Below are 19,849 nucleotides of genomic sequence, written 5' to 3' on the forward strand. Positions count from 1 at the left end.
TGTAACGTTTCACGAAGCGCAGCAGATCGTGGACTGGCTCTCAGACCGGCGGCGTGGCCTCCTCCGGTTCTTCCGCCCGTTCGCGCGGCGGAATGAAGAACGCCTTCGGCCCGCGCAGGAAGCGCTTGAACACCGCCGGCAGCAGCGGCAAGGCGTCGCTGCCGCGCAACTTGCGCGAGCGCAGCGCCACCCACAGCGCCAGGCTGAAGCTGACCAGCAGGTTGGTCATGCCGATCAGCGCCACCCCGACCACCGACCACAGCACCGTCGCGAGCGGCAGCGCGTAGTCGTAGGTGACTGCGGCGTAGGACAGATAGGCCGAGGAGAAGGTGATGTGGCGGATGTCCAGCGGCAGGCCAAGCAGAAAGCCGATGGTGCCGGTGACGCCGAGGAACATGCCGAAGTAGAAATTGCCGGCCAAGCCGCCGAGGTTGTGCTCGACATAGTGGGCAAAGCGGCGGGTGCGTACCTCGCCCAGCAGCCGGTTCAGCCACGGCACCGCGGCCAGCCGCTGCGGGATCTGGCGGTAAATCGCCTTGTTGTCGTAGTAGCCGGCGATCAGGCCGGACAGGAACAGGTACACACCGGCAATGGCGGCGTGGAACAGCGCCAGGCTGGACAGCGGATGCAGGTCCTGCAGCAGGTGCGCCGCCTTGCCCTGGTCGATCACCGGTGTGCCGGCCAGCCACAGCCAGGACTCGGCGATCGCCCACGCCACCGGGATGGCCAGCAGCACGTTGCCGAGAATGGCCACGAACTGGGTGCGCATCACCTTCACCACCAGCTCGGCCAGTTCGGCCATGTCGGCCTTGCCGCCGGCCTCGTGGATGGCGGCGGCGATGCGTGCCGCCGTCATCGCCGGCTGCTTGGTGGCGATGGTGAAGTGCAGCACGTGCACCAGCATGAAACCCAGCGAGTAGTTGAGACCGAAGGCCAGCGCCTCCCAGATCAGCGGCAGGTGCAGCGTGGCGATCAGCAGCTTGAACAGCGCCATGAAGCCGACGATGACGCCGGCGCCCATCGCCGCCTTGCCCATCGCCAGCCACTGGCTGCGGTTTTCCGCGATGTAGTGCTCGCCGTGGCGGCCGGCGTGTTCGGTGACCTGCCGCGCCAGCAGCTCGGTATTGCTGGCGAACACGTCGCGCAGGCTGTACTTGCGGTTTTCCGCGCGCACCAACTCGGCCAAGAGGTGAAACAGCGTGGCGTCGCGCGCCGGGCTGCGCTCCGGGTCCAGCAGTGCCAGCAGCGTGCGCAGGCGCTGGATGTGCTGGCGCAGGCGGGTGACGTGGTAGGTCAGGCTCACCGACACGCCACGGTTGGCCGCCGCCTTGCGCAGGCGGGCGATCACGTCCTCGCACTGCTCCAGCAGCACCAGCATCTGGCGGTCGTCCTCGTCGGGGCAGGTCTCGTCCACCATCGCCGCGCGCGCCGATTCGACATAGCGCTGCGCCTCGGCGGACAGGTGCAGGAACGGCGACTCGAAGCGCTCGATGTCGGGATAGGTCTTCACCAGCTCCGGCTCCAGCCCGATGGCGGTAATGCGCGCCGTCAGCACCTGCACCGCCTCCAGCAGCTGCAGCCGTGTCGGGTTGGCGACTATCTGCCGCTCCTCGTCCCACGCCAGCGCCTGCCACAGCTCCTGCCACACTTCCTGCGACAGCGCGGCCACCCAGCGGTAGTCCTCGCGCTGGCAGAAGATCACGCCGAACTGGTCGGCCAGGTGGGCGCCTGAGCGTGCCGGCGGCAGCAGGCGCTCGCCGATGCGACGGCGCAGCGCCTGGGAAAAGGTCTCGTTGGACAGCGTGCCGGTATCGGTATACAGCTGCACCTGGCGGGTGGAGCCGAGCAGGTCGATCAGCGCCTGGCGCAGACCGGCGCGGTAGCTGGCGTGGCGCGACAGCAGATAGGTCAGCGCGCGTAGATTGCTGGTGGCCTGCACGAAATCGCCGGCGTCTTCGGGGCGGACCTGCGCCACCAGCCGCGCCAGATACGGTACCGGCGGGGCATCACTGTGGCGGTTGGCCAATTGGGAAAGTATTTGATCCATAAGTCATCCGTTGGACAGTTTGCGTCACGTTTGACACGTTGCGATGGGAGGGTGCCGCGGCGGGCAATGGCGGCACGAACTGCAGGGTATAACAGCGTCTGACCGCGCGTCGCGTCAAAAAATTCCAGCAGGATAGCGGCCCGCCCGCTAGGAACGCCAATCAAAATCAGGATTTTTTATTTTTAATCAATCACATAGTGCGGCACAACATTTTTTGCAATGCAGCAACAATCGCTCCCCGCCTCCATCAGGCTCAAGCCAGCGCCTCGGCCAGCGCGGCGGTGGCGTGCGTCAGCTCGGCGACCACCGCATCGGCAAAGGCACCGGTCAGCGGCGTAGCCGGGCGGAACTCCGGCAGCACCAGGCTGACGCGGAACGGCACCGACACCGCGAAGCGGCGCAGCTGCACCCCCTGCCCGGCCAGCGACAAGGCGGTCAGCGGGTTGACGATGGCCACCCCCAGCCCAGCGGCCACCATCGCGCACACCGCCACCGCGCTGTGCGTCTCCAGCAGCATCTGTCGCGCCACGCCGGCATCGGCAAACACGCGATCCAGCTGCACGCGGTAGGGATCGTCCGGCGACAGGCTGACAAAGGCCTGGCCGGCAAAATCCTGCGGCGCCAGCACCGTGCGCGCCAGCAGCGGATGGCCGTCCGGCAGCACGCACACCTCGTCGGCCAGCCATTGCGCCTGCAGCCGGGTGCCCGGCGGCGCGGCCTCGTGCTCGGTCAGCCCCAGATCGTAGCGCTGCGCCGACAGCCACTCCTCCAGCAGCGGCGACTCCTGCGGCGTGATGGCGATGCCGACGCCGTGGTGGCCAGCGGCAAAGCGGCGGCACACCGCCGGCAGCAGCGCGTGGGCGAACGCCGGCAGGCACAGCAGCGACAGCTGCCCGCGATCCTGGCGCCCAAGGTTGGCCGCCACGCCGGCGATGCGCTCCAGCCCGATATAGGAGCGCTGCACCTCGTCGAACAACGCCAGCGCCGGTGCCGTCGGCTGCAGCCGGCCACGCTGGCGCTCGAACAGCGCAAAGCCCAGCAGCTGCTCCAGCCGTGCCAGCTCGCGGCTGACCGTCGGCTGCGAGGTGTACAGCAGGCTGGCGGCGCCGGTGACGCTGCCGCTGGTCATCACCGCGCGGAACACTTCGATGTGACGGTGGCTGATGCTCACGGCACACTCCATATCAAAAATGAATTACCAGGAAAAATATTAGCATTTTACTGAATCACCCACCAAGAGCATGATGCCGCTAACGGTGGAGCACGCAGCGCGGCACAGACCGCAATCGTGTTCCCTTGCGGCCAACCCTGGCGCAAGCGCAACAGGCCGCCAAAACGCCGACGAGACAGAAGGCACCCTCAGCCTGGCGGGACGCACCCGCAGTTTGCCACCGCCAGGCCCCCGATACCGCCGCCCCGCACCGCACGGGCCGGCCACCATGACCACCAAGGACTCACCGAGATGCAGACCCCCGACACCGCCCGCCTCGCCGCCCTCGCCCAGCACTACGGCACCCCGCTGTGGGTGTACGACGCCGGCACCATCCGCCAGCGCATCGCCGCGCTGCGCCAGTTCGACACCATTCGTTTTGCGCAGAAGGCGTGCAGCAACACCCACATTCTGCGCCTGATGCGCGAACAGGGGGTGAAGGTGGACGCGGTGTCGCGCGGCGAGATCCTGCGCGCGCTGGCCGCCGGCTATGACGCCGCCGGCGAGCCGTCCGGCATCGTGTTCACCGCCGACCTGATCGACCGCGACACGCTGGCGACGGTGACCGAGCACCGCATCCCGGTCAACGCCGGCTCCATCGACATGCTGCACCAGCTCGGCGCCGCGTCCCCAGGCCACCGCGTGTGGCTGCGCATCAACCCCGGCTTCGGCCACGGCCACAGCAACAAGACCAATACCGGCGGCGAGCACAGCAAGCACGGCATCTGGCACAGCGACCTGCCGGCGGCACTGGACGCGATCCGCCAGCACGGCCTCAACCTGGTCGGCCTGCACATGCACATCGGCTCCGGCGTCGACTACAGCCACCTGCAGCAGGTGTGCGGCACCATGGTCGAGCTGGTGCAACAGGTGAAAGCCCACGGCCACGACCTGCACGCCATTTCCGCCGGCGGCGGGCTGTCCATCCCTTACCGCGACGGCGACGCCAGCATCGACACCGCGCACTACTTCACACTGTGGGATACCGCGCGCCAGCAAGCCGCCGCCGTGATCGGCCATCCGCTGGCACTGGAGATCGAACCCGGCCGCTACCTGGTGGCCGAGTCCGGCAACCTGCTGGCCGAGGTACGCGCCGCCAAGGACGCCGGCAGCAACCACTTCGTGCTGGTCGACGCCGGCTTCAACGAGCTGATGCGGCCGTCGATGTACGGCAGCTACCACCACATCACCGTAGTGCCGCAGGACGGCGTGCAGAAGCCGGAAAAGGACACCGTGGTCGGTGGCCCGCTGTGCGAATCCGGCGACGTGTTCACCCAGGGCGACGGCGGCGTGGTACTGCCGCGCAGCCTGCCGGCCGCCAACGTCGGCGACCTGCTGGTGTTCCACGACACCGGCGCCTACGGTGCGTCGATGTCCAGCAACTACAACACTCGCCCGCTGATCGCCGAGGTTCTGGTGGATGGCGAGTCCGACCGCCTGATCCGCCGCCGCCAGACGGTAGAAGAGCTGCTGGCGCTGGAACAGCTGTAAGAACCTGCTCACGCACTGCTACGCCCCGATATCAATCGGCATCCTGCGTTGGAATGGGTCAAAACAGGCGTACTGATATCAACATCAACAACGCTTTTTTGACCGATTCCGCCTTGTCTGACTTCGGCTCGCGAGAGCGTGAACACGTTCCAGGCACCGCATCAAGCAAAAAAGGTTGGCCGCATCGCTGCGGCCAACCTTTTTTCATGCCTGCGCCGATGGCTCAGCGCACGTGGATCTTCGCCTCGCCCTGCTGCAGGCTGCCGATGACGCTGGCGTAGCCGAAGCCGGCGGCATGGAACTGCGCCAGCACGCTGTCGGCCGCTTCCGGCGCGACCGCCACCAGCAGGCCGCCGCTGGTCTGCGCATCGGCCAGCACCCGCAGCTGCCACTCGGCCACGCTGGCGGCGCAGTGCACGTCCTCGCCGAAGCTGGCCAGGTTGCGCTCGATGGCGCCGGGGCCGTAGCCTTTTTCCGCCCACGCCTGCGCCTCGCGGATCACCGGCACCTGCGCCATGTCCAGATGCGCGGCCAGTTGCGAGCCGCGGCAGATTTCCAGCAGGTGGCCGAGCAGGCCGAAGCCGGTGACGTCGGTCAGCGCGTGCGCCTCGGGCATGGCCGCCAGCTGGCTGCCGACCTTGTTCAGCTGCGTGGTGGAGGCGATCAGCGCCTGATAGCCGGCGTCGTCCAGCTCGCCCTTCTTCATCGCCTGCGCCAGGATGCCGACGCCCAGGCCCTTGCCGAGGATCAGCACGTCGCCGTCTTTTGCATCGCAGTTGCGCTTGATCTGCTCGGGATGCATCAGCCCCATCACCACCAAGCCGTAGATCGGCTCCGGCGCGTCGATGGAGTGGCCGCCGGCGATGGGGATGCCGGCTTCGCGGCACACCGATTCGCCGCCCTGCAGGATGTCGCGGATGGTTTCCACCGGCAGCGTGTTCACCGGCATGCCGACGATGGCCAGCGCCATGATCGGCGTGGCGCCCATCGCGTAGATGTCGGAGATGGCATTGGTGGCGGCGATGCGGCCGAAATCGCGCGCGTCATCGACGATGGGCAGGAAGAAGTCGGTGGTCGCCACCAGCGCCTGGCTGTCGTTGAGGCGGTACACCGCCGCGTCGTCGCTGGTTTCGGCGCCGACCAGCAGCTCCGGGTACGGCAACTTGTCGCGGGCGCCGGACAGGATCGCCTGCAATACCGACGGTGCAATTTTGCAGCCACATCCGCCACCGTGCGACAATTGCGTCAATCTGATTCCTGTCATGGCCCACGCCTTCCTATCTATGTTTTTCAAGCTCGCGACCGTAGCACAGCGCCACCAATTTGACGAGATCATCGACGTGCGCACCCCGGCAGAATTTGCCGAAGACCATATCCCCGGCGCCATCAATTGCCCGGTGATGAGCGACGAGGAGCGCGTGCGCGTCGGCACCCTGTACAAGCAGGTGTCGCCGTTCGAGGCGCGCAAGGTCGGCGCCGCCATCGCCGCGCGCAATATCGCGCGCCACCTCGACGAGCAGTTCGCGCGCCATCCCAAGTCGTGGCGGCCGCTGGTGTACTGCTGGCGGGGCGGGCAGCGCTCCGGCTCGATGGCAATCATCCTGGCGCAGATCGGCTGGGCGGCGCACCAGCTGGAAGGCGGCTACAAGGCCTATCGCCACCAGGTGCTGGAAGACCTCGCCAGCCTGCCGCAGCAGTTCCGTTTCCGTGTGATCAGCGGCCCCACCGGCAGCGGCAAGAGCCGGCTGCTGGCGGCGCTGGCGGCACAGGGCGCGCAGGTGCTGGACCTGGAAGGCCTCGCCGCGCACCGCGGCTCGGTGCTGGGGCGGCTGCCGGACGTGACGCAGCCGTCGCAAAAGCGCTTCGACAGCCTGCTCGATGTCGCGCTGCAGGCTTTCGACCCGACGCGGCCGGTGTTCGTGGAGGCGGAAAGCAAGAAGATCGGCTTCGTGTCACTGCCGGACGCGCTGTACGGCCGCATGCACGACAGCGAGTGCCTGCAGCTGGAAGTGCCGCTGGCGGCGCGGGTGGAGTTCCTGAAGCGCGACTACGACTTCTACCTCAGCGAGCCGGAACGGCTGGTGACCCAGCTGGGCTTCCTGCGCAATGTGCACGGCAAGGCGCAGCTGGACGCGTGGGCGGCACTGGCGCGCGGCGGCGATTTCGACACCCTGGTCGGCGAGCTGCTGACCGGCCACTACGACCCGCTGTACCTGCGTTCGCAGGGCAAGCACTACACGCAGGCGGTGCAGCCGCTGGCGGTGCCGGCGCTGGACGACGCCACGCTGCAGCAGGTGGCCAGCCAGCTGGCCGGCTGAGGCCGCCCCCGGCCGCAAGGTTGGCCGCAACGCGTCAAGCTTGCGGCCAACCTTGGCGATCTGCCGGCCATGAACACCCGCCGACTGCCGGCAGCACCCCTTACCATCACCGCATCCCGCCTTTGCAAACGGCCGCATGAAACTCGATCTCTACACCCTGTATGTCGGACACGTCACCACCTTTGTGCTGATGACCACCATCCTGCTGCTGATCGGCCTGCGCTATCGTCAGGAGCAGGCGCTGCGCATCTGGGGCGTGGCCGGCGTGCTGGCCTGCGCCGGCATCGCGCTGATCGCGCTGCGCCCCTACCTGTCGCCGTGGCTGGGCGTCGGCCTCGCCAACTGCCTGCTGTTTTTCTCGCTGATGCTGACCTGGGTCGGCGGTGTGGCGCTGGAGCACACGCGGCTGCCGTGGCGACCGGGGCTGCTGCTGGCGGGCGCGGTCAGCGGCGTGTTCCTGCTGCTGCCGTTCGGGGCCGAGGCCTTCGCCTGGCGCATCCTGCTGTTCAGCGCTGCCTACCTGCTGTTCCACGCGCTGCTGTGGCGCAGCCTGCGCCGCAGCCCGCACCAGGCGCGGCTGGGCTACCGTCTTGGCCGGCTGATCGTGCTGCTGCTGATACTGACCTACAGCGTGCGCCTGCTGTACTCCAGCGCCGTCAGCAGCGGCTGGCTGGCCAATTCGGCGCTGTTTGCCTACCTCGACTACCAGGCGATGTGGCTGGAGTACGCCAAGCTGCTGTGCTTCATCTTCATCTGCTTCGAACGGCTGGAAATCCGCCTCTACCAGCAGGCGATGCTGGACAGCCTGACCGGGCTGGCCAACCGCCGCGCCTTTCACGAGCAGGCCGAGCAGCGGCTGGCGGCCAATCCCGATGCGCCGGTGGCACTGCTGGTGATGGACCTGGACTGGTTCAAGCGTGTCAACGACAGCCACGGTCACCTCGCCGGCGACGAGGTACTGGTGCACTTTGCCGCGCTGCTGGATCGCCACTTCGGCCATTTCGATGCGGTGTACGGCCGCAACGGCGGCGAGGAATTCTCGGTGCTGCTCAGCGGCAGCGCGGTGCCGCACGCGCCGGTGCTGGCGGAAACGCTGCGCCAGACCCTGGCCGCCGCGCCGATCACCACCAGCGACGGCAACACGCTGCAGCAGACGGTGAGCACCGGGCTGGTGGTCGCCGCGCGCGGCCGCACCCCGCTGCGCGAGCTGTTCCTGCAGGCCGACCTGCAGCTGTACGCGGCCAAGGAACAGGGCCGCAACCGGGTCTGCATCAGCGCGCTGTAACGCTCAGCGCGGCGGCGGACGATGGCGCCAGTGCCAGCGGCGCCGAGGCCAGCACCGCGGGCGGCGGCAGCCGCAACCAGCCCAGCACCCGCTCATCGGCCAGCCACAGCCGCGCGCCACGACGCCGGTACGGAAACGCCTCGCGCGACGACAGCAGCGGCCCGGCGTTCTGCTGCACCACGATCACCGCGTGGGCATTCACCTCCGCCACGATGGCGACATGGCCATAGGGATTGAACAGCGACGGGCCGAACACCAGGATGTCCTCCACCCGCGGCGGCTCGCTGCCGCCATTGGCAAACTGCAGCAGGCCGCGCTGGCGGTTGAGCGCGCCGCTGGCCAGCCCCGGCAGGAAGAACGCCCTGGCGTGGCCGTAGGCGTCCGCCATGCGGTGGCCAAAGCGGGCGTGGTAGTAGCGTTTCACGAACTCCACGCACTGGTACTTGAGGCCGAGATTGTAGCCGTCGGCCGTCAGATGGCGGCCGTGGGTTTCATTGACGCCACCGTTGTAGTACACCGCCACGCCGTTGAAGCTGTCGATCACCGCGCCGCGCGCCGCCTTGGCGTTCAGCGCCATCCGCGTCAGCGCGTACTGCGCGCCGAACAGCAACGCCGCCAGCAACAGCAGCGCCAGCCCCAGCCTGATTGCCCTCTTCACCCGCCACCCCCGTCCGTGACTGCGGCCAACGTTGGCCGCAAAGCCGGCAAGCATCGCGGGTTTACGATGCAAAATCAATATCACGTTCAAATAGCGGCTGAGCCGGCGGCAGCGCGGGCCTGCCGTGACCGCTAGGCAGCGCCGCGGCTAGCGGCATGAAAAACCCCCTGTCCGGGCTGGCAACAGGGGGCACGCCACCCGGAGGTGGCCGCGGACGATACTTACTTGACCTGCATGTCGTCCTTGACCGACTTCACGCCACTGATGCCACGGGTCAGCTGTACCGCCCGGTCGGCATCCGCATCCGAGCGCACAAAGCCGCTCAGCTGCACACGTCCCATATAGGTTTCGACGTTGATTTCGGTCACTTTCAGCACCGGATCGTTGAAGATCGCGGTTTTCACGCGGCCGGTAATCACGCTGTCGTCCATGTACTGGCCGGTGCTTTGATGTTCGCGGGTCGCGGAACAGGCCGCCACCGACATCAGCGAGGCGACCACGAAAAACGCGGACAGATACTTGTTTAATGCTTTCATGATGGATGCTCCACAATGGTTGCGCGCGCCGGCGGCGTGTTGCTGGCCAGCCGGCCACCGCTGCCGCCATCCGCGGCTCAATAGCGCGCGGCGGGCAGCGGTTTGCAGGGTTTAACGCGGCGGGGCGGCAGCGTTGCCACTCGCCGCCGCCGTCGGCATCAAGACTCGGAATCGGAGTCCTTGTTGCTTTCCTCGAAACGGCGGATCTGATCCTCGGCAGCCTGCTTGGAGATGCCGTAGGCTTCCTGCAGCTTGCCGGCGAGGATGGTGCGTTTGCCGGCAATCACGTCCAGATGATCATCGGTCAGATCACCCCACTGTTCGCGCACCTTGCCTTTGTACTGTTTCCAGTTACCTTCGATGATGTCCCAGTTCATGACTTGCTCCTTTTGACGCCGGATGCGGCTGACAAGATGGTCAAGTTGGCATCCGCTGCCCCCGGCACCGGCAGCGCGCACCACCATCGTGCTGGGCCGCATCCGTACCGGACAGTGTCACCATGTTGCGGCCACGGTGCGGTGCTGTCGGTACGTTGCGCCACATTGCGGCCACAGAGCTGAAACCGGCCACCACGGCCGCCGGCAGCGCCTCGCGACGGCGTGCCGTAACGGGCAGACTGCCCGTCAGGCCTAGCCCCCTGTGCTGGCGCAGTGACGGGGCATAAATCGGCGGCGGCTGATCTATATTGCTTTTATGAGGGTCACCACCATCAGGAGCCGGCCATGTCCGCGACCATCACGCCACAGCAAAACCACCTGCTGGGCGCTCTGCCGGCAGAGGTGCTCGAGCGCCTGCTGCCCCATTTCGAGCTGATCGAGCTGCCGCTGGGCAAGGTGATGTACGAATCCGGCGACGCCTTGCGCCACGTGTTCTTTCCCACCGATGCCATCGTGTCGCTGCTGTACGTGATGGAAAGCGGCTCCTCGGCGGAAATCTCGGTGGTCGGCAACGAGGGCATGGTCGGCATCGCGGTGTTCATGGGCGGCGAAAGCACCCCCAGCCGCGCCATCGTGCAAAGCGCCGGCTACGCCTTCCGCCTGTCCGGCAGCCACTTCAAGAACGAGGTCAACCGCCACGCCGAGCTGCTGCAGCTGATGTTGCGCTACACCCAGGCGCTGATCACGCAGATGGCGCAGACCGCGGTGTGCAATCGCCACCACTCCATCGACCAGCAGCTGTGCCGCTGGCTGCTGCTGTCGCTGGACCGGCTGCCCAGCAACCAGCTGACCATGACCCAGGAGCTGATCGCCAACATGCTGGGCGTGCGCCGCGAGGGCGTCACCGACGCCGCCGGTAAGCTGCAAAAACTGGGGGTCATCGAATACAGTCGCGGCCACATCACCGTGCTGGACCGGCCGCAGCTGGAGCAGCTGTGCTGCGAATGCTACGCGGTGGTCAAGAAGGAAACCGACCGCCTGCTACCCTACACCGTCACCCCGCACCGCTAAGGCCGCGCGTCGCCGTCACGGCGTGCCGGACAGCGTCTCGTCGACAAAGCGCAGCAGCGCCGCCATCACCGTCAGCAGCACCGGGCCGATGATGATGCCGATCATGCCAAAGGCGGACAGGCCGCCGATCACGCCGATGAACACCGCCAGCATCGACACCGGCTCCCGGCTGGAAATCAGCAGCGGCCGCAGCAGGTTGTCGGATACCGACACCCCCAGCCCCCACACCAGCATGAAAATCGCCCAGCCCCACTGCGACATCAGCGCCAGCGCCAGCACCGCCGGCGCCCACACCAGTGCCGCGCCGCCCATCGGCAGCAACGCCAGCGAGGCCGCCAGCACGCCGAACACCACCGGTGACGGCAGGCCGCTGATGGCGAAGCCGATGCCGACCAGCACGCCCTGCGCCAGCGCGGTCAGCCCGGTGCCATAGACCACGGCGCGGGTGGTGTTGCCGATCAGCTGCAGCAGGCGACCTCGCCGTTGCGGCTCCATCGGCACCAGCCGCACCGCGCGATTGAGCAGCACGCGGCCGTCGCGCAGCAGGAAGAACAGCAGGAACAGCATCATGAAGAAGTGGATCACCATGTCGAGGGTGCCGAGCACCACCTGGCCGCCAGTGCTGGCCAGCGACTGCAGCAGCAGCCGGGCGCCACTGTCCAGCCAGCCCTGCAGCTGATCGTGACTGGTGGTGAAATTGTGACGCAGCCACGCCGACAGGCTGCCGAGCAGCGGATAGCGCTCCAGCTGCATCAGCAGGTCGAGATCGAAACGCAGCGGCTGTTTTTGCAGGCGGGTGACCAGCTCGGCAAACTGGTTGGCAAAGGCCACGCCGAGGCTGACCAGCGGCCCGGCCAGCACCAGCGGCACCAGCACGGTGATGATGCCGGCGGACAGGCCGTCGCGACCGCGCAGCTTGTGCGTCAGCCAGCGCTGCAGCGGTGCCAGCAGAAAGGCCAGACAGATGCCCCACGCCAGCGCATCCCAGAACGGCGCCAGCATCCAGTACAGCGCCAGGCCGCACAGGGTGGCGACACCGATGACAAAACCCTTGAGATAGAGATCCACGCTCGCTCCTCTGTGACGCCGGTGGCTCACCGCGGGCTGCAATTGACAAGCCGGACAGCGGGCGCGCGGCTGCGGCCAACCTTTGGCGGCTGAACCGCAGCGGCGCGCACCGCGTGCCGCGGCTTAAAGACGACCGGAAACCAGCCGCACCAGGAACATCACGACGGCGATGACCAGCAAGATGTGAATGAAACCGCCGAGGGTGTATGACGACACCAGCCCCAGCAACCACAGAATCAGCAGGATCACTGCAATGGTGGTAAGCATGCTTCGTACTCCTTTTCCGGCGCCGGCCCGCCAGCCGGAGCCGGCAACTCGGTTGCCGCCCCGGCGCAGTGCTCGGCGCATTGCCCTTTACTTCAGGAACCGGCCATGCTGCTGCCGTTCAAAACGCTTGATCAGCTGCTCGGCCTCGTTCCGGCTGATGCCGTAGGCCTCCTGAAGCCTGCCCGACAACGCCACGCGTTTGCCGGCAATCATGTCAAGACAATCGTCGGGCAGATTGCGCCACTCGGCTTTCACCTTGCCCCTGAATTCCTTCCAGTTTTCTGCCACCCGGTTCCAGTCCATTATTGTTCCTTCCGCATGGTGCCCGGATGCTGGCATCGCCAGTCAGGCCGCCAATCATGCAGCCGGCCGTGCACCGCGGGTGCACTCATGCAAGGACAGGATACTGCGGCCAGGGTTGGCCATCGTTTGTGCTGCGCTGATGGATAAGCCGGTTACAGTTTCAAGGATAGTCAGCGCCGGCGGCCCTGTCGGTACGCTGGCAGACATAGTTTGATGATAGTCCGCCACGCGCTGCCTGCTGCGGCTCAAGGCTCGGCCGCCGGTGCCGGCATCACCACCACCACGTCGCCCCCCGTTTTGCCGCGCTCGCCGGTGTCACCGGTCGCACCGGTGTCTCCTGTCGCGCCGGTATTGCCCGTCGCACCGGTATTGCCGGTGGCGCCAGTATCACCCGTGGCACCGGTGTCGCCGCTATAACCGATGGCGCCGGCCGGACCAGCCGGCCCCGGCACCACCACGGTCGGCGCCGCCGGCTGGGTCACCACCACCGGCGTCGGCCGTTCGCAGGCGGTCAGGGCCAGCACCATCAGTGCCCCTGACATCTTCATCGAATTTTTCATGATCATTCCTTCGCTTGGGTTAAGGACAAGCACAGGCGTGGACCAACCGCCGGCCTGGTCAGTCCAAGCTACACTATCGCGGCGGCGGCCACCGTTCGCTGGCATACATACCGCCCCAGCGCGTGGTGTGGCGCTGACGGCCACTGCTGCTGGCGCTAACGGCGTTGGGTGCGCTGGCGAACAGACGGCGGCGGCCGTTGTCGTAGCATGGAATGGCACGCCCAAGGTTGGCCGCAGACGCCGGCCGTGCGCGGTGCACTATTGCAAAGGAGCGGAATATGCAACTCGGCCTGCTGGATCTGCCCTGGTGGGGCACGCTGCTGGTCACGCTGGGGCTGACCCACGTCACCATTGCCGCGGTGACCATCTTCTTGCACCGCCACCAGGCGCACCACGCGCTGGCGCTGCACCCGGTCGTCAGCCACCTGTTCCGTTTCTGGCTGTGGCTGACCACCGGCATGGTCACCCGCGAGTGGGTGGCGATCCACCGCAAGCACCACGCCGCCTGCGAGCGTGCGGACGATCCGCACAGCCCGCAGGTATACGGCCTGCGCACGGTGTTGCTGCAGGGCGCCGAGCTGTACCGGCGGGCGGCCACCGACCCGGCGATGCTGGAAAAATACGGCCACCACACCCCCGACGACTGGATCGAACGCCACCTGTACGCCCGCTACAGCGCGCTGGGCGTGAGCCTGATGCTGGTCATCGACCTGCTGCTGTTCGGCCCGCTCGGCCTCAGCGTGTGGGCGGTGCAGATGCTGTGGATCCCGTTGTTTGCCGCCGGCGTCATCAACGGCGTCGGCCACTACTGGGGCTACCGCAATTTCGCGCCCGACGACTGCTCACGCAATGTCGTGCCGTGGGGCATCCTGATCGGCGGCGAAGAGCTGCACAACAATCACCACGCCTATGCCGCCTCTGCCCGGCTGTCCAGCCGGCGCTGGGAGTTCGACATCGGCTGGCTGTACATCCGCCTGCTGGCCGCGCTGCGGCTGGCCACCGTGCACAAGCTGGCGCCGCCGCTGCGCTACAACCGCGCCAAGACGGCGTGCGATGCCGACACGCTGCAGGCGGTGATCGTGCACCGCCATCACGTGCTGGCGCGCTTTGCCCGCCTGCTGCACCCCGTCGCCGTCGCCGAACTGGGCAGCGGTGCGGCGCTGCCACCGCCACTGCCGCACGCGGCGGTGCGCCAGTGGCTGCAACGCGGCAGCCGCGCCCTGCCGTTGCCACAGCGCGCCGCGCTGGAACAGGCGCTGCGCCACAACCGCAAGCTGAACACCATTGAACTGATGCGACAGGATCTTACCGCCCTGTGGCGCCGTTCCGGCACCTCGAAGGAGCAGCTGCTTGCCCAGCTGGAAGACTGGTGCCGCCGCGCCGAGGGAAGCGGCATTGACGCGCTGCGGGAATTCTCCCGCGCGCTGCAAAGCTACGACTTATCGTTAGGAGAGACAAAATGAGCTTAGGAACCATACTGCTGATCGTGGTGGTGATACTGCTGATCGGCGCCATTCCCAGTTGGCCGCATAGCCGCAGCTGGGGTTACGGCCCCAGTGGCGGGCTTGGACTGGTCTTGCTGGTGCTGCTGATCCTGTGGCTGATGGGGCGCTTGTAGCCCGCCGGCCACCCCAGCCAGACAAAAGCGTCCCCGCACCGAGGTGCGGGGACGCTTTTTTGGGTGGCAACCACCATGGTTACGACATCGTGGTACCGCGCACCAGCACCACCACGCGACGGTCCGGTGCCAGACAGGCAATCAGCGCGGCACGGTTTTGCAGTGCATTGCACTGCGCGCCGCTGACCGGCATCGCCTCACCGGCGCCCTCGACCGTAACCAGATTGCGCGGCACGCCGTTGCTGACCAGGAAATCGGCCACCGTCTGCGCCCGGCGACGGGACAGGTCCAGGTTGTACTGCTCGCTGCCGAGACGGTCGGTATGGCCGACGATGGACAGGCTGGCGTCGGTCGCGGCTTCGGCACGGATCTGCCGCATCAGCGCGAACAGCGCCTGTTCGGCCCCCGGCCGCAGCAGCGCGAGGTCAAAGTCGAACAGGGTGTCGGCATTGAGCGTGAACGCGCGCGCCTGCGGCACCACGGCGGCCACCGGGGCCGGTGCTGGCGGCGGAGCCGGCTCCGTCATTGCCACCGGTGCCGGTGCCGCACGCGGCGTACCGCCGAACTTGTACAGCACGCCCAGCGCAAGCTGGCCGTTGTTGGCACGCACGCCGGCGTCGTCCTTGCTGCCCAGCCGCCCGACCCACTGGTATTCCAGCCGCGTCGCCCAGTTGCGGTTGAGCGCGTATTCCAGCCCGACGGCGGCCAGCGGTGCGGTACGGTGCATCGTGTCCCCGTTACCGCTCATGCGGCTGGCCATCACCCCGAGGCGGGTATAGACATCGAATGATTCCGACACCGGCATGCCCAGCTTGGCCGCCAGCTGCAGGCCCTGCACCTTCAGGTCGGCATGGTTGGCCGCGCCGAAATCGAACTTGAGCTTGCCCAGATAATCGTAACCGGCCTCCACGCCCAGCCAGTCGTTGAACTGGTAGCCAAGGAACAGCCCGCCGGCGACGCCGGATTTGTCGACATGGCGCGGATTCATCACGCTGTCGCCGTACTTGATGCCCTGGAATTCGCCATGGCCGGCCTTGGCGCCGAAATACCACGGTTCGTCGGTCGAGGCGGCGACCGCGCTGCCGGCAAGGCCAAGCAGCGCCAGTGCCACGGGAAGTTTTTTCGGTAGCATGTTGTTATTTCTCATTACTTTGAAACCATCAACAGCAGGCGGGCCCCGGCCGGCAATGCGACAAGCGCAACGCAATGGCAAGACCCATGGCGACGACACCGCGGCGGCGGCAGGCAGCAGGCTGCCAGGCAAAGCCACCAGCCGTGCTGGCGTCGTGAAGGAAACCACCCGCAGCGGGTGGCATCAGGGAAGGACGGCGCCGGCGCAATGACTGCGCCGGCGCCGGAATCGGCGACGCTGCCCGGCCACGACGGCCGGGGCAGGCCGTTCAGTTAACGGCGGTCATCCATTTCATGGCCGATGACACCGCCGATGGCGGCGCCACCCAGGGTACCGAGCGTACTGCCACCGGTCAGCACTGCACCGCCGATGGCGCCCACGCCAGCACCGACGGCGGTGTTCTGCCCTTGGCGAGACATGCCGGCACACCCACCCAGGCTCAGCAGCATGGCTACGCTGACTGCGCCGAGTGTCAATCTCTGCATTGTTTTCATGGGGTTACCTTTTTCCTGAACAGGGTGTTTCGGGTGAGCCGTCGCGGCATGGACGTCGCTGACGTCCTGGCCGGACTGACCGGCACCAGATGCGGGCCGCCGCTCACGTTGACTCCTTTGCGTGAATGGGCAGTGCCATGCCGGCAGGAGCCACCGCACGCACTGCTCGTCGCCAGCACCATGCGGCCGTCAGGCCGGTATGGCTCGCTGCAACAGGTGCAGTGGTATTGGCGCCAATGGATACAGCTTAAAAGCGCCACCTACAGGCCGTCTGTCTGCTAGCACACAGACAAGGGGAATCGCCACGGCATGACCGGCAAGTGGCTGGCCGCATGCGGTGCGGCGATCAGGAAAGGGAACGAGCGGGGAAAACGGAAGGCGGGCCGGCCGCGGGCGCCGGTCTGGCGCCGGGGCCCGGTTACGACATCAAGTGCGCCATCTCGCGGCCAACAGCGGACGGGCGGCTATGTATGGCAACGAACAGACTGCGGCCAACCCTGGCGCGATGATGATCCTGTCCGCGCCACAGCAACGCCGGCACAGGCCGCGTGGCCAGGCGCACCATCAGACAACCCCGGCATGCCACGCCACACCGCAATCTTTCAAGCCTTACCCCGCCCGCAGCGCCAGGCGCGACCGGACACCCCGGGCCAGCCCCGCCGTCGCCCACCTGCCCCAGGCAGACGCAGCCGCCCGCTACGGGCCACAGGAGAGTCAACATGAAACGTATTCTGCTTGCCACGGCCATTACCGCCGTTACCGTCATCGCCACCCCGGCCCTTGCTGCCGACGTTGGCGTCTCGATCAGCATCGGCCAGCCCGGCTTCTACGGCCGCCTCGACATCGGCGGCTACCCGCCGCCGCGCGTGCTCTACCGCGAGCCGATCGCCATCCGCCGCGTACCGGTCGCCCGCCCGCCGATCTATCTGCGGGTACCGCCGGGCCACGCCCGCAACTGGGCGCGCCATTGCCGTACCTACAACGCTTGTGGCGAACGGGTCTACTTCGTGCAGGATCGCTGGTACAACAACGAGTACGTGCCGCGCTACCAGCGCTATCAGCGTGATCGCCAGCACCAGCGCCGCCAGCGCCAGGACCAGTACCGCTACGACAACAACCCGGACAACCGCGACTACCGCCAGCAAGGCACCGCGCCCTGGTACAACAACAATAACGACGGCTACCAGAACGACCGCTAAGCACCCTGCCGGCGGCATTGCCGCCGCCCGGCGCCCCTGACCCTGCCGACCTCCTCGCCCGCGAGCAGGTCGGCAGCCGTTTGTGCCCGCCCCGTTGGCCAGTCCGGCTTCAGCCGCCGCGCAAGCGTGCCAGCCGTGCCAGCAGCCATTGCCGGCTGGCAACCGTGGCCTGTCCCGGGCAGCGCACCCGGTAGGCGTTGCCGCTGAAGCTGCTGCGGCTGGCCGCCTGCTCGATGAAGTCTTCGGTGCGCTTGAGCGGCCGGCGGGCCTGCAGGTACTGGAACTTGTCGCGCAAATGGCGCGCCGCCGCCGCCGCGTCGTACCAGCCGCCATTGCGGTAAAACTCGCAGCCGCTGGCCGCCACCTCGGCCAGCAACAGGCTGACCTCCTGCTGCACCGGCGGCTGCGGTTGCGCCTGGCTCATCGCCGCCAGCCACGGCAGCAGTAGCCACCACCCGCGCCGCGTCACAGCTCTTTGTCCAGCGGCAGCAGCGACAGCAGCCGCACCGCCAGCCGCTGCCAGTCGCTGCGCGCCGGCTCGCGCCGGTATTCGACAAGCTCGCCGTTTTCCCGTGTCTGCCACAGCAGTTGCGGCGCACCGCCCGCCGCTGGCGGCCGCAGCAGCAGCCGGTAGGCGTTTTCCGGCTGCGTCATCGCCTCGAAGCGCGCGGCCACCTGCTGCGCCAGCTGCGGGCTGTCGATGATCAGGCCGATCTCGGTGTTGAGGTGCATCGAGCGCTGGTCAAAATTCATCGACCCGACATAAAGACGTTGCCGGTCGAACACGAACAGCTTGGCGTGCAGCGAATAATTGCCGTGCCGCGAGATGGCGTGGCTCTGGCCGCTACCCTTGCTATTGCCCAGCAGCGCGCGGATTTCGTGCAGCGCGACGCCATCCTGCAGCAAGGGCCGCCGGTAGTGCATGTAGCCGGAGTGCGCCACCAGCACCGTGGTCGATTCCAGCGAGCTGGTCAGGATGCGGACCTGCACCTGGCGCTGGCGCAGCGCACTGAACAGTTGCATGCCCTCGTGGCCGGGGATCAGGTACGGGGTCACCATCAACAGCTCGCGCTGCACCGCCAGCGTGGCGCCGGCCACCTGGCGCTGCATCAGCCGCCCCACCATCGCGCCACTGAGCACCTTTTTCTTGTCCGGGCTGTCGTAGACCAGCTGCGCCGGCGCCCAGACCAGCGGCAAGCGACCGCTCACCATCGCCGCGAACGGCTCGCCGCTGGCCAGCCGCGCCACATAGTCGACACCAGCGGATTGCGACTGGCGGTGCTCCGCCTGCAGCTGGCCGCGGTGTTCCTGCAACTCGGTGTGCGACGATCCGCCGCCGGCCAGCGCCTCTACCGGGATAGCCAGCGCGCTGTTCCAGAACTCGTCGAAGCTGGCCGACAGCAGCCGCACGATCGGGCCGCCGGCAAACACGTCGTCGTCGGCAAACTGCGATTCGGGATCGATCTGGAAGTACTGGTCGCCGATATTGCGCCCGCCCAGCAGCGCCGCGGCGTTGTCGACCACCAGCAGCTTGTTGTGCATGCGGTAGTCGAGCCGCGCCGCGTTGAACATGAACTCCACCGCCTTCAGCGCCAGCGAGTGGCCACGGTAGGCGAACGGATTGAAGATGCGCACCTCGATCATCGGGTGCGCGGCCAGCTTGATGATCTGCTCGTCGCCGGCCTCGGTTTCGCCATCGTCGAGCAGCACCCGCACCCGTACGCCACGGTCGGCGGCGCGCAGCACGGCGCCGGTCAGCAGCCGGCCGGTGTCGTCACCACGGAAAATGAAGTACTGCAGGTCGAGCGCCCGTTCCGCGGCGTTGATCATCTGCATGCGCAGCAGAAAACCGTCGGCGCCGACCGGGATGATGCGAAAGCCGGACTGCCCGTCGTGGCCGCGTGCCAGCGCGGCAAACTGCCGGCCCAGCTGCGTCGTTTCCGGTGCCGCCAGCGCCACGGACGGCGTTTTGGCGTAGTCGGCCCCCGGCGGCAGCGACGCGCAGCCGGCCAGCAGCAACAACGCCGCCAGCAGCCAGTGCCGGCACAGCCGGCCAATTGCGGGTGAACATTCCATGCTGCTGCCTCCGGTTGCCGGGCAAACGGCCACGGCGCAGGTCCGGGCCGGCACCAGGCGTGCGGCCAAGCTGGCACGCCGGTGTCTCCATCAACATTAGCCGCTCATCGCCAAAACGCACGCTGCGGCCAACCTTGCG

21 protein-coding genes are annotated in these 19,849 nt (G+C 67.3%); 7 read left to right on the top strand and 14 right to left on the bottom strand.

The window, feature by feature from the left end; all coding sequences use genetic code 11:
* Positions 1–40: 40 nt before the first annotated feature.
* Positions 41–2,047 carry a site-specific recombinase gene (locus C8E02_RS05910; RefSeq protein ID WP_120810020.1) on the bottom strand — a complete coding sequence of 669 codons (2,007 nt, stop codon included), beginning with the start codon at positions 2,045–2,047 and terminating at the stop codon, positions 41–43.
* Positions 2,048–2,300: 253 nt separating this feature from the next.
* Positions 2,301–3,218, bottom strand: a complete 918-nt coding sequence (locus C8E02_RS05915) for a LysR family transcriptional regulator (RefSeq protein ID WP_120810109.1) — start codon at positions 3,216–3,218, stop codon at positions 2,301–2,303.
* A 291-nt stretch (positions 3,219–3,509) separates the two neighbouring features.
* Here C8E02_RS05915 and lysA point away from each other — a divergent pair, with 291 nt between their 5' ends.
* Positions 3,510–4,748 carry a diaminopimelate decarboxylase gene (gene lysA / locus C8E02_RS05920; RefSeq protein ID WP_120810021.1) on the top strand — a complete coding sequence of 413 codons (1,239 nt, stop codon included), beginning with the start codon at positions 3,510–3,512 and terminating at the stop codon, positions 4,746–4,748.
* A gap of 223 nt (positions 4,749–4,971) precedes the next feature.
* Here the strand turns inward: lysA and selD are convergent, their stop codons facing one another.
* On the bottom strand, positions 4,972–6,012 hold the full coding sequence (selD, locus tag C8E02_RS05925) for a selenide, water dikinase SelD (RefSeq protein WP_120810022.1): 1,041 nt from the start codon (positions 6,010–6,012) through the stop codon (positions 4,972–4,974).
* Positions 6,013–6,031: 19 nt separating this feature from the next.
* On the opposite strand from selD, the gene mnmH reads away from it, so the two are divergent.
* On the top strand, positions 6,032–7,066 hold the full coding sequence (gene mnmH, locus C8E02_RS05930) for a tRNA 2-selenouridine(34) synthase MnmH (protein ID WP_120810023.1): 1,035 nt from the start codon (positions 6,032–6,034) through the stop codon (positions 7,064–7,066).
* A gap of 136 nt (positions 7,067–7,202) precedes the next feature.
* Entirely contained in the window at positions 7,203–8,351 is a 1,149-nt protein-coding gene (locus C8E02_RS05935) for a GGDEF domain-containing protein (RefSeq protein WP_120810024.1), read from the top strand.
* On the opposite strand, the gene C8E02_RS05940 is transcribed toward C8E02_RS05935, so the two are convergent.
* The 3 genes from C8E02_RS05940 to C8E02_RS05950 all read right to left on the bottom strand — a co-directional run bounded on the left by C8E02_RS05940 (position 8,338) and on the right by C8E02_RS05950 (position 9,922).
* On the bottom strand, positions 8,338–9,009 hold the full coding sequence (locus C8E02_RS05940) for a CHAP domain-containing protein (RefSeq protein WP_211329167.1): 672 nt from the start codon (positions 9,007–9,009) through the stop codon (positions 8,338–8,340). The two genes, C8E02_RS05935 and C8E02_RS05940, sit on opposite strands and share 14 nt — an antisense overlap.
* A gap of 221 nt (positions 9,010–9,230) precedes the next feature.
* On the bottom strand, positions 9,231–9,545 hold the full coding sequence (locus tag C8E02_RS05945) for a BON domain-containing protein (RefSeq protein WP_120810026.1): 315 nt from the start codon (positions 9,543–9,545) through the stop codon (positions 9,231–9,233).
* A 158-nt stretch (positions 9,546–9,703) separates the two neighbouring features.
* Positions 9,704–9,922, bottom strand: coding sequence for a CsbD family protein (locus tag C8E02_RS05950; protein ID WP_047967535.1), 219 nt, complete (start codon positions 9,920–9,922; stop codon positions 9,704–9,706).
* Positions 9,923–10,267: 345 nt separating this feature from the next.
* Between C8E02_RS05950 and C8E02_RS05955 the strand changes: the two genes are divergently transcribed.
* On the top strand, positions 10,268–10,993 hold the full coding sequence (locus tag C8E02_RS05955; RefSeq protein WP_120810027.1) for a Crp/Fnr family transcriptional regulator: 726 nt from the start codon (positions 10,268–10,270) through the stop codon (positions 10,991–10,993).
* A gap of 15 nt (positions 10,994–11,008) precedes the next feature.
* Here C8E02_RS05955 and C8E02_RS05960 read toward each other — a convergent pair whose 3' ends face one another.
* The 4 genes from C8E02_RS05960 to C8E02_RS05975 all read right to left on the bottom strand — a co-directional run bounded on the left by C8E02_RS05960 (position 11,009) and on the right by C8E02_RS05975 (position 13,191).
* On the bottom strand, positions 11,009–12,061 hold the full coding sequence (locus tag C8E02_RS05960; RefSeq protein ID WP_120810028.1) for an AI-2E family transporter: 1,053 nt from the start codon (positions 12,059–12,061) through the stop codon (positions 11,009–11,011).
* Between the two features lie 123 nt (positions 12,062–12,184).
* On the bottom strand, positions 12,185–12,328 hold the full coding sequence (locus C8E02_RS05965; RefSeq protein WP_120810029.1) for a lmo0937 family membrane protein: 144 nt from the start codon (positions 12,326–12,328) through the stop codon (positions 12,185–12,187).
* 87 nt (positions 12,329–12,415) lie between these two features.
* Positions 12,416–12,631, bottom strand: a complete 216-nt coding sequence (locus tag C8E02_RS05970) for a CsbD family protein (protein WP_120810030.1) — start codon at positions 12,629–12,631, stop codon at positions 12,416–12,418.
* 245 nt (positions 12,632–12,876) lie between these two features.
* The gene (locus C8E02_RS05975; RefSeq protein WP_120810110.1) at positions 12,877–13,191 is read right to left on the bottom strand and encodes a collagen-like protein; all 315 of its coding nucleotides are present in this window, start codon (positions 13,189–13,191) and stop codon (positions 12,877–12,879) included.
* A 278-nt stretch (positions 13,192–13,469) separates the two neighbouring features.
* On the opposite strand from C8E02_RS05975, the gene C8E02_RS05980 reads away from it, so the two are divergent.
* Positions 13,470–14,654 carry a DesA family fatty acid desaturase gene (locus C8E02_RS05980; RefSeq protein ID WP_120810031.1) on the top strand — a complete coding sequence of 395 codons (1,185 nt, stop codon included), beginning with the start codon at positions 13,470–13,472 and terminating at the stop codon, positions 14,652–14,654.
* On the top strand, positions 14,651–14,809 hold the full coding sequence (locus C8E02_RS05985; RefSeq protein ID WP_120810032.1) for a DUF3309 family protein: 159 nt from the start codon (positions 14,651–14,653) through the stop codon (positions 14,807–14,809). The genes C8E02_RS05980 and C8E02_RS05985 overlap by 4 nt, the downstream gene beginning before the upstream one ends.
* Before the next feature lie 79 nt (positions 14,810–14,888).
* On the opposite strand, the gene ompA is transcribed toward C8E02_RS05985, so the two are convergent.
* On the bottom strand, positions 14,889–15,956 hold the full coding sequence (gene ompA / locus C8E02_RS05990) for a porin OmpA (protein WP_120810033.1): 1,068 nt from the start codon (positions 15,954–15,956) through the stop codon (positions 14,889–14,891).
* Positions 15,957–16,213: 257 nt separating this feature from the next.
* Entirely contained in the window at positions 16,214–16,435 is a 222-nt protein-coding gene (locus C8E02_RS05995) for a glycine zipper 2TM domain-containing protein (RefSeq protein ID WP_047967529.1), read from the bottom strand.
* Between the two features lie 719 nt (positions 16,436–17,154).
* Between C8E02_RS05995 and C8E02_RS06000 the strand changes: the two genes are divergently transcribed.
* A complete protein-coding gene (locus C8E02_RS06000) occupies positions 17,155–17,634 on the top strand; it encodes a hypothetical protein (RefSeq protein WP_120810034.1) in 480 nt (159 codons plus the stop codon).
* Positions 17,635–17,743: 109 nt separating this feature from the next.
* On the opposite strand, the gene C8E02_RS06005 is transcribed toward C8E02_RS06000, so the two are convergent.
* Together C8E02_RS06005 and C8E02_RS06010 are read right to left on the bottom strand one after the other, a co-directional pair.
* A complete protein-coding gene (locus C8E02_RS06005; protein ID WP_245961075.1) occupies positions 17,744–18,103 on the bottom strand; it encodes a DUF5329 family protein in 360 nt (119 codons plus the stop codon).
* Positions 18,100–19,710, bottom strand: a complete 1,611-nt coding sequence (locus C8E02_RS06010; RefSeq protein WP_120810036.1) for a phospholipase D family protein — start codon at positions 19,708–19,710, stop codon at positions 18,100–18,102. The genes C8E02_RS06005 and C8E02_RS06010 overlap by 4 nt, the downstream gene beginning before the upstream one ends.
* Positions 19,711–19,849: the final 139 nt, after the last annotated feature.

The sequence above is a fragment of the Vogesella indigofera genome (genome assembly GCF_003633895.1).
Taxonomy (GTDB): domain Bacteria; phylum Pseudomonadota; class Gammaproteobacteria; order Burkholderiales; family Chromobacteriaceae; genus Vogesella; species Vogesella indigofera.

Excerpts from the sequence above, each read along its gene's own strand:
- C8E02_RS05910 (WP_120810020.1), bottom strand. The coding sequence starts at position 2,047 with ATGGATCAAATACTTTCCCAATTGGCCAACCGCCACAGTGATGCCCCG.
- lysA (WP_120810021.1), top strand. The coding sequence starts at position 3,510 with ATGCAGACCCCCGACACCGCCCGCCTCGCCGCCCTCGCCCAGCACTAC.
- selD (WP_120810022.1), bottom strand. The coding sequence starts at position 6,012 with ATGACAGGAATCAGATTGACGCAATTGTCGCACGGTGGCGGATGTGGC.
- mnmH (WP_120810023.1), top strand. The coding sequence starts at position 6,032 with ATGTTTTTCAAGCTCGCGACCGTAGCACAGCGCCACCAATTTGACGAG.
- C8E02_RS05935 (WP_120810024.1), top strand. The coding sequence starts at position 7,203 with ATGAAACTCGATCTCTACACCCTGTATGTCGGACACGTCACCACCTTT.
- C8E02_RS05945 (WP_120810026.1), bottom strand. The coding sequence starts at position 9,545 with ATGAAAGCATTAAACAAGTATCTGTCCGCGTTTTTCGTGGTCGCCTCG.
- C8E02_RS05950 (WP_047967535.1), bottom strand. The coding sequence starts at position 9,922 with ATGAACTGGGACATCATCGAAGGTAACTGGAAACAGTACAAAGGCAAG.
- C8E02_RS05955 (WP_120810027.1), top strand. The coding sequence starts at position 10,268 with ATGTCCGCGACCATCACGCCACAGCAAAACCACCTGCTGGGCGCTCTG.
- C8E02_RS05965 (WP_120810029.1), bottom strand. The coding sequence starts at position 12,328 with ATGCTTACCACCATTGCAGTGATCCTGCTGATTCTGTGGTTGCTGGGG.
- C8E02_RS05970 (WP_120810030.1), bottom strand. The coding sequence starts at position 12,631 with ATGGACTGGAACCGGGTGGCAGAAAACTGGAAGGAATTCAGGGGCAAG.
- C8E02_RS05975 (WP_120810110.1), bottom strand. The coding sequence starts at position 13,191 with ATGAAAAATTCGATGAAGATGTCAGGGGCACTGATGGTGCTGGCCCTG.
- C8E02_RS05980 (WP_120810031.1), top strand. The coding sequence starts at position 13,470 with ATGCAACTCGGCCTGCTGGATCTGCCCTGGTGGGGCACGCTGCTGGTC.
- C8E02_RS05985 (WP_120810032.1), top strand. The coding sequence starts at position 14,651 with ATGAGCTTAGGAACCATACTGCTGATCGTGGTGGTGATACTGCTGATC.
- ompA (WP_120810033.1), bottom strand. The coding sequence starts at position 15,956 with ATGAGAAATAACAACATGCTACCGAAAAAACTTCCCGTGGCACTGGCG.
- C8E02_RS05995 (WP_047967529.1), bottom strand. The coding sequence starts at position 16,435 with ATGAAAACAATGCAGAGATTGACACTCGGCGCAGTCAGCGTAGCCATG.
- C8E02_RS06000 (WP_120810034.1), top strand. The coding sequence starts at position 17,155 with ATGAAACGTATTCTGCTTGCCACGGCCATTACCGCCGTTACCGTCATC.
- C8E02_RS06010 (WP_120810036.1), bottom strand. The coding sequence starts at position 19,710 with ATGGAATGTTCACCCGCAATTGGCCGGCTGTGCCGGCACTGGCTGCTG.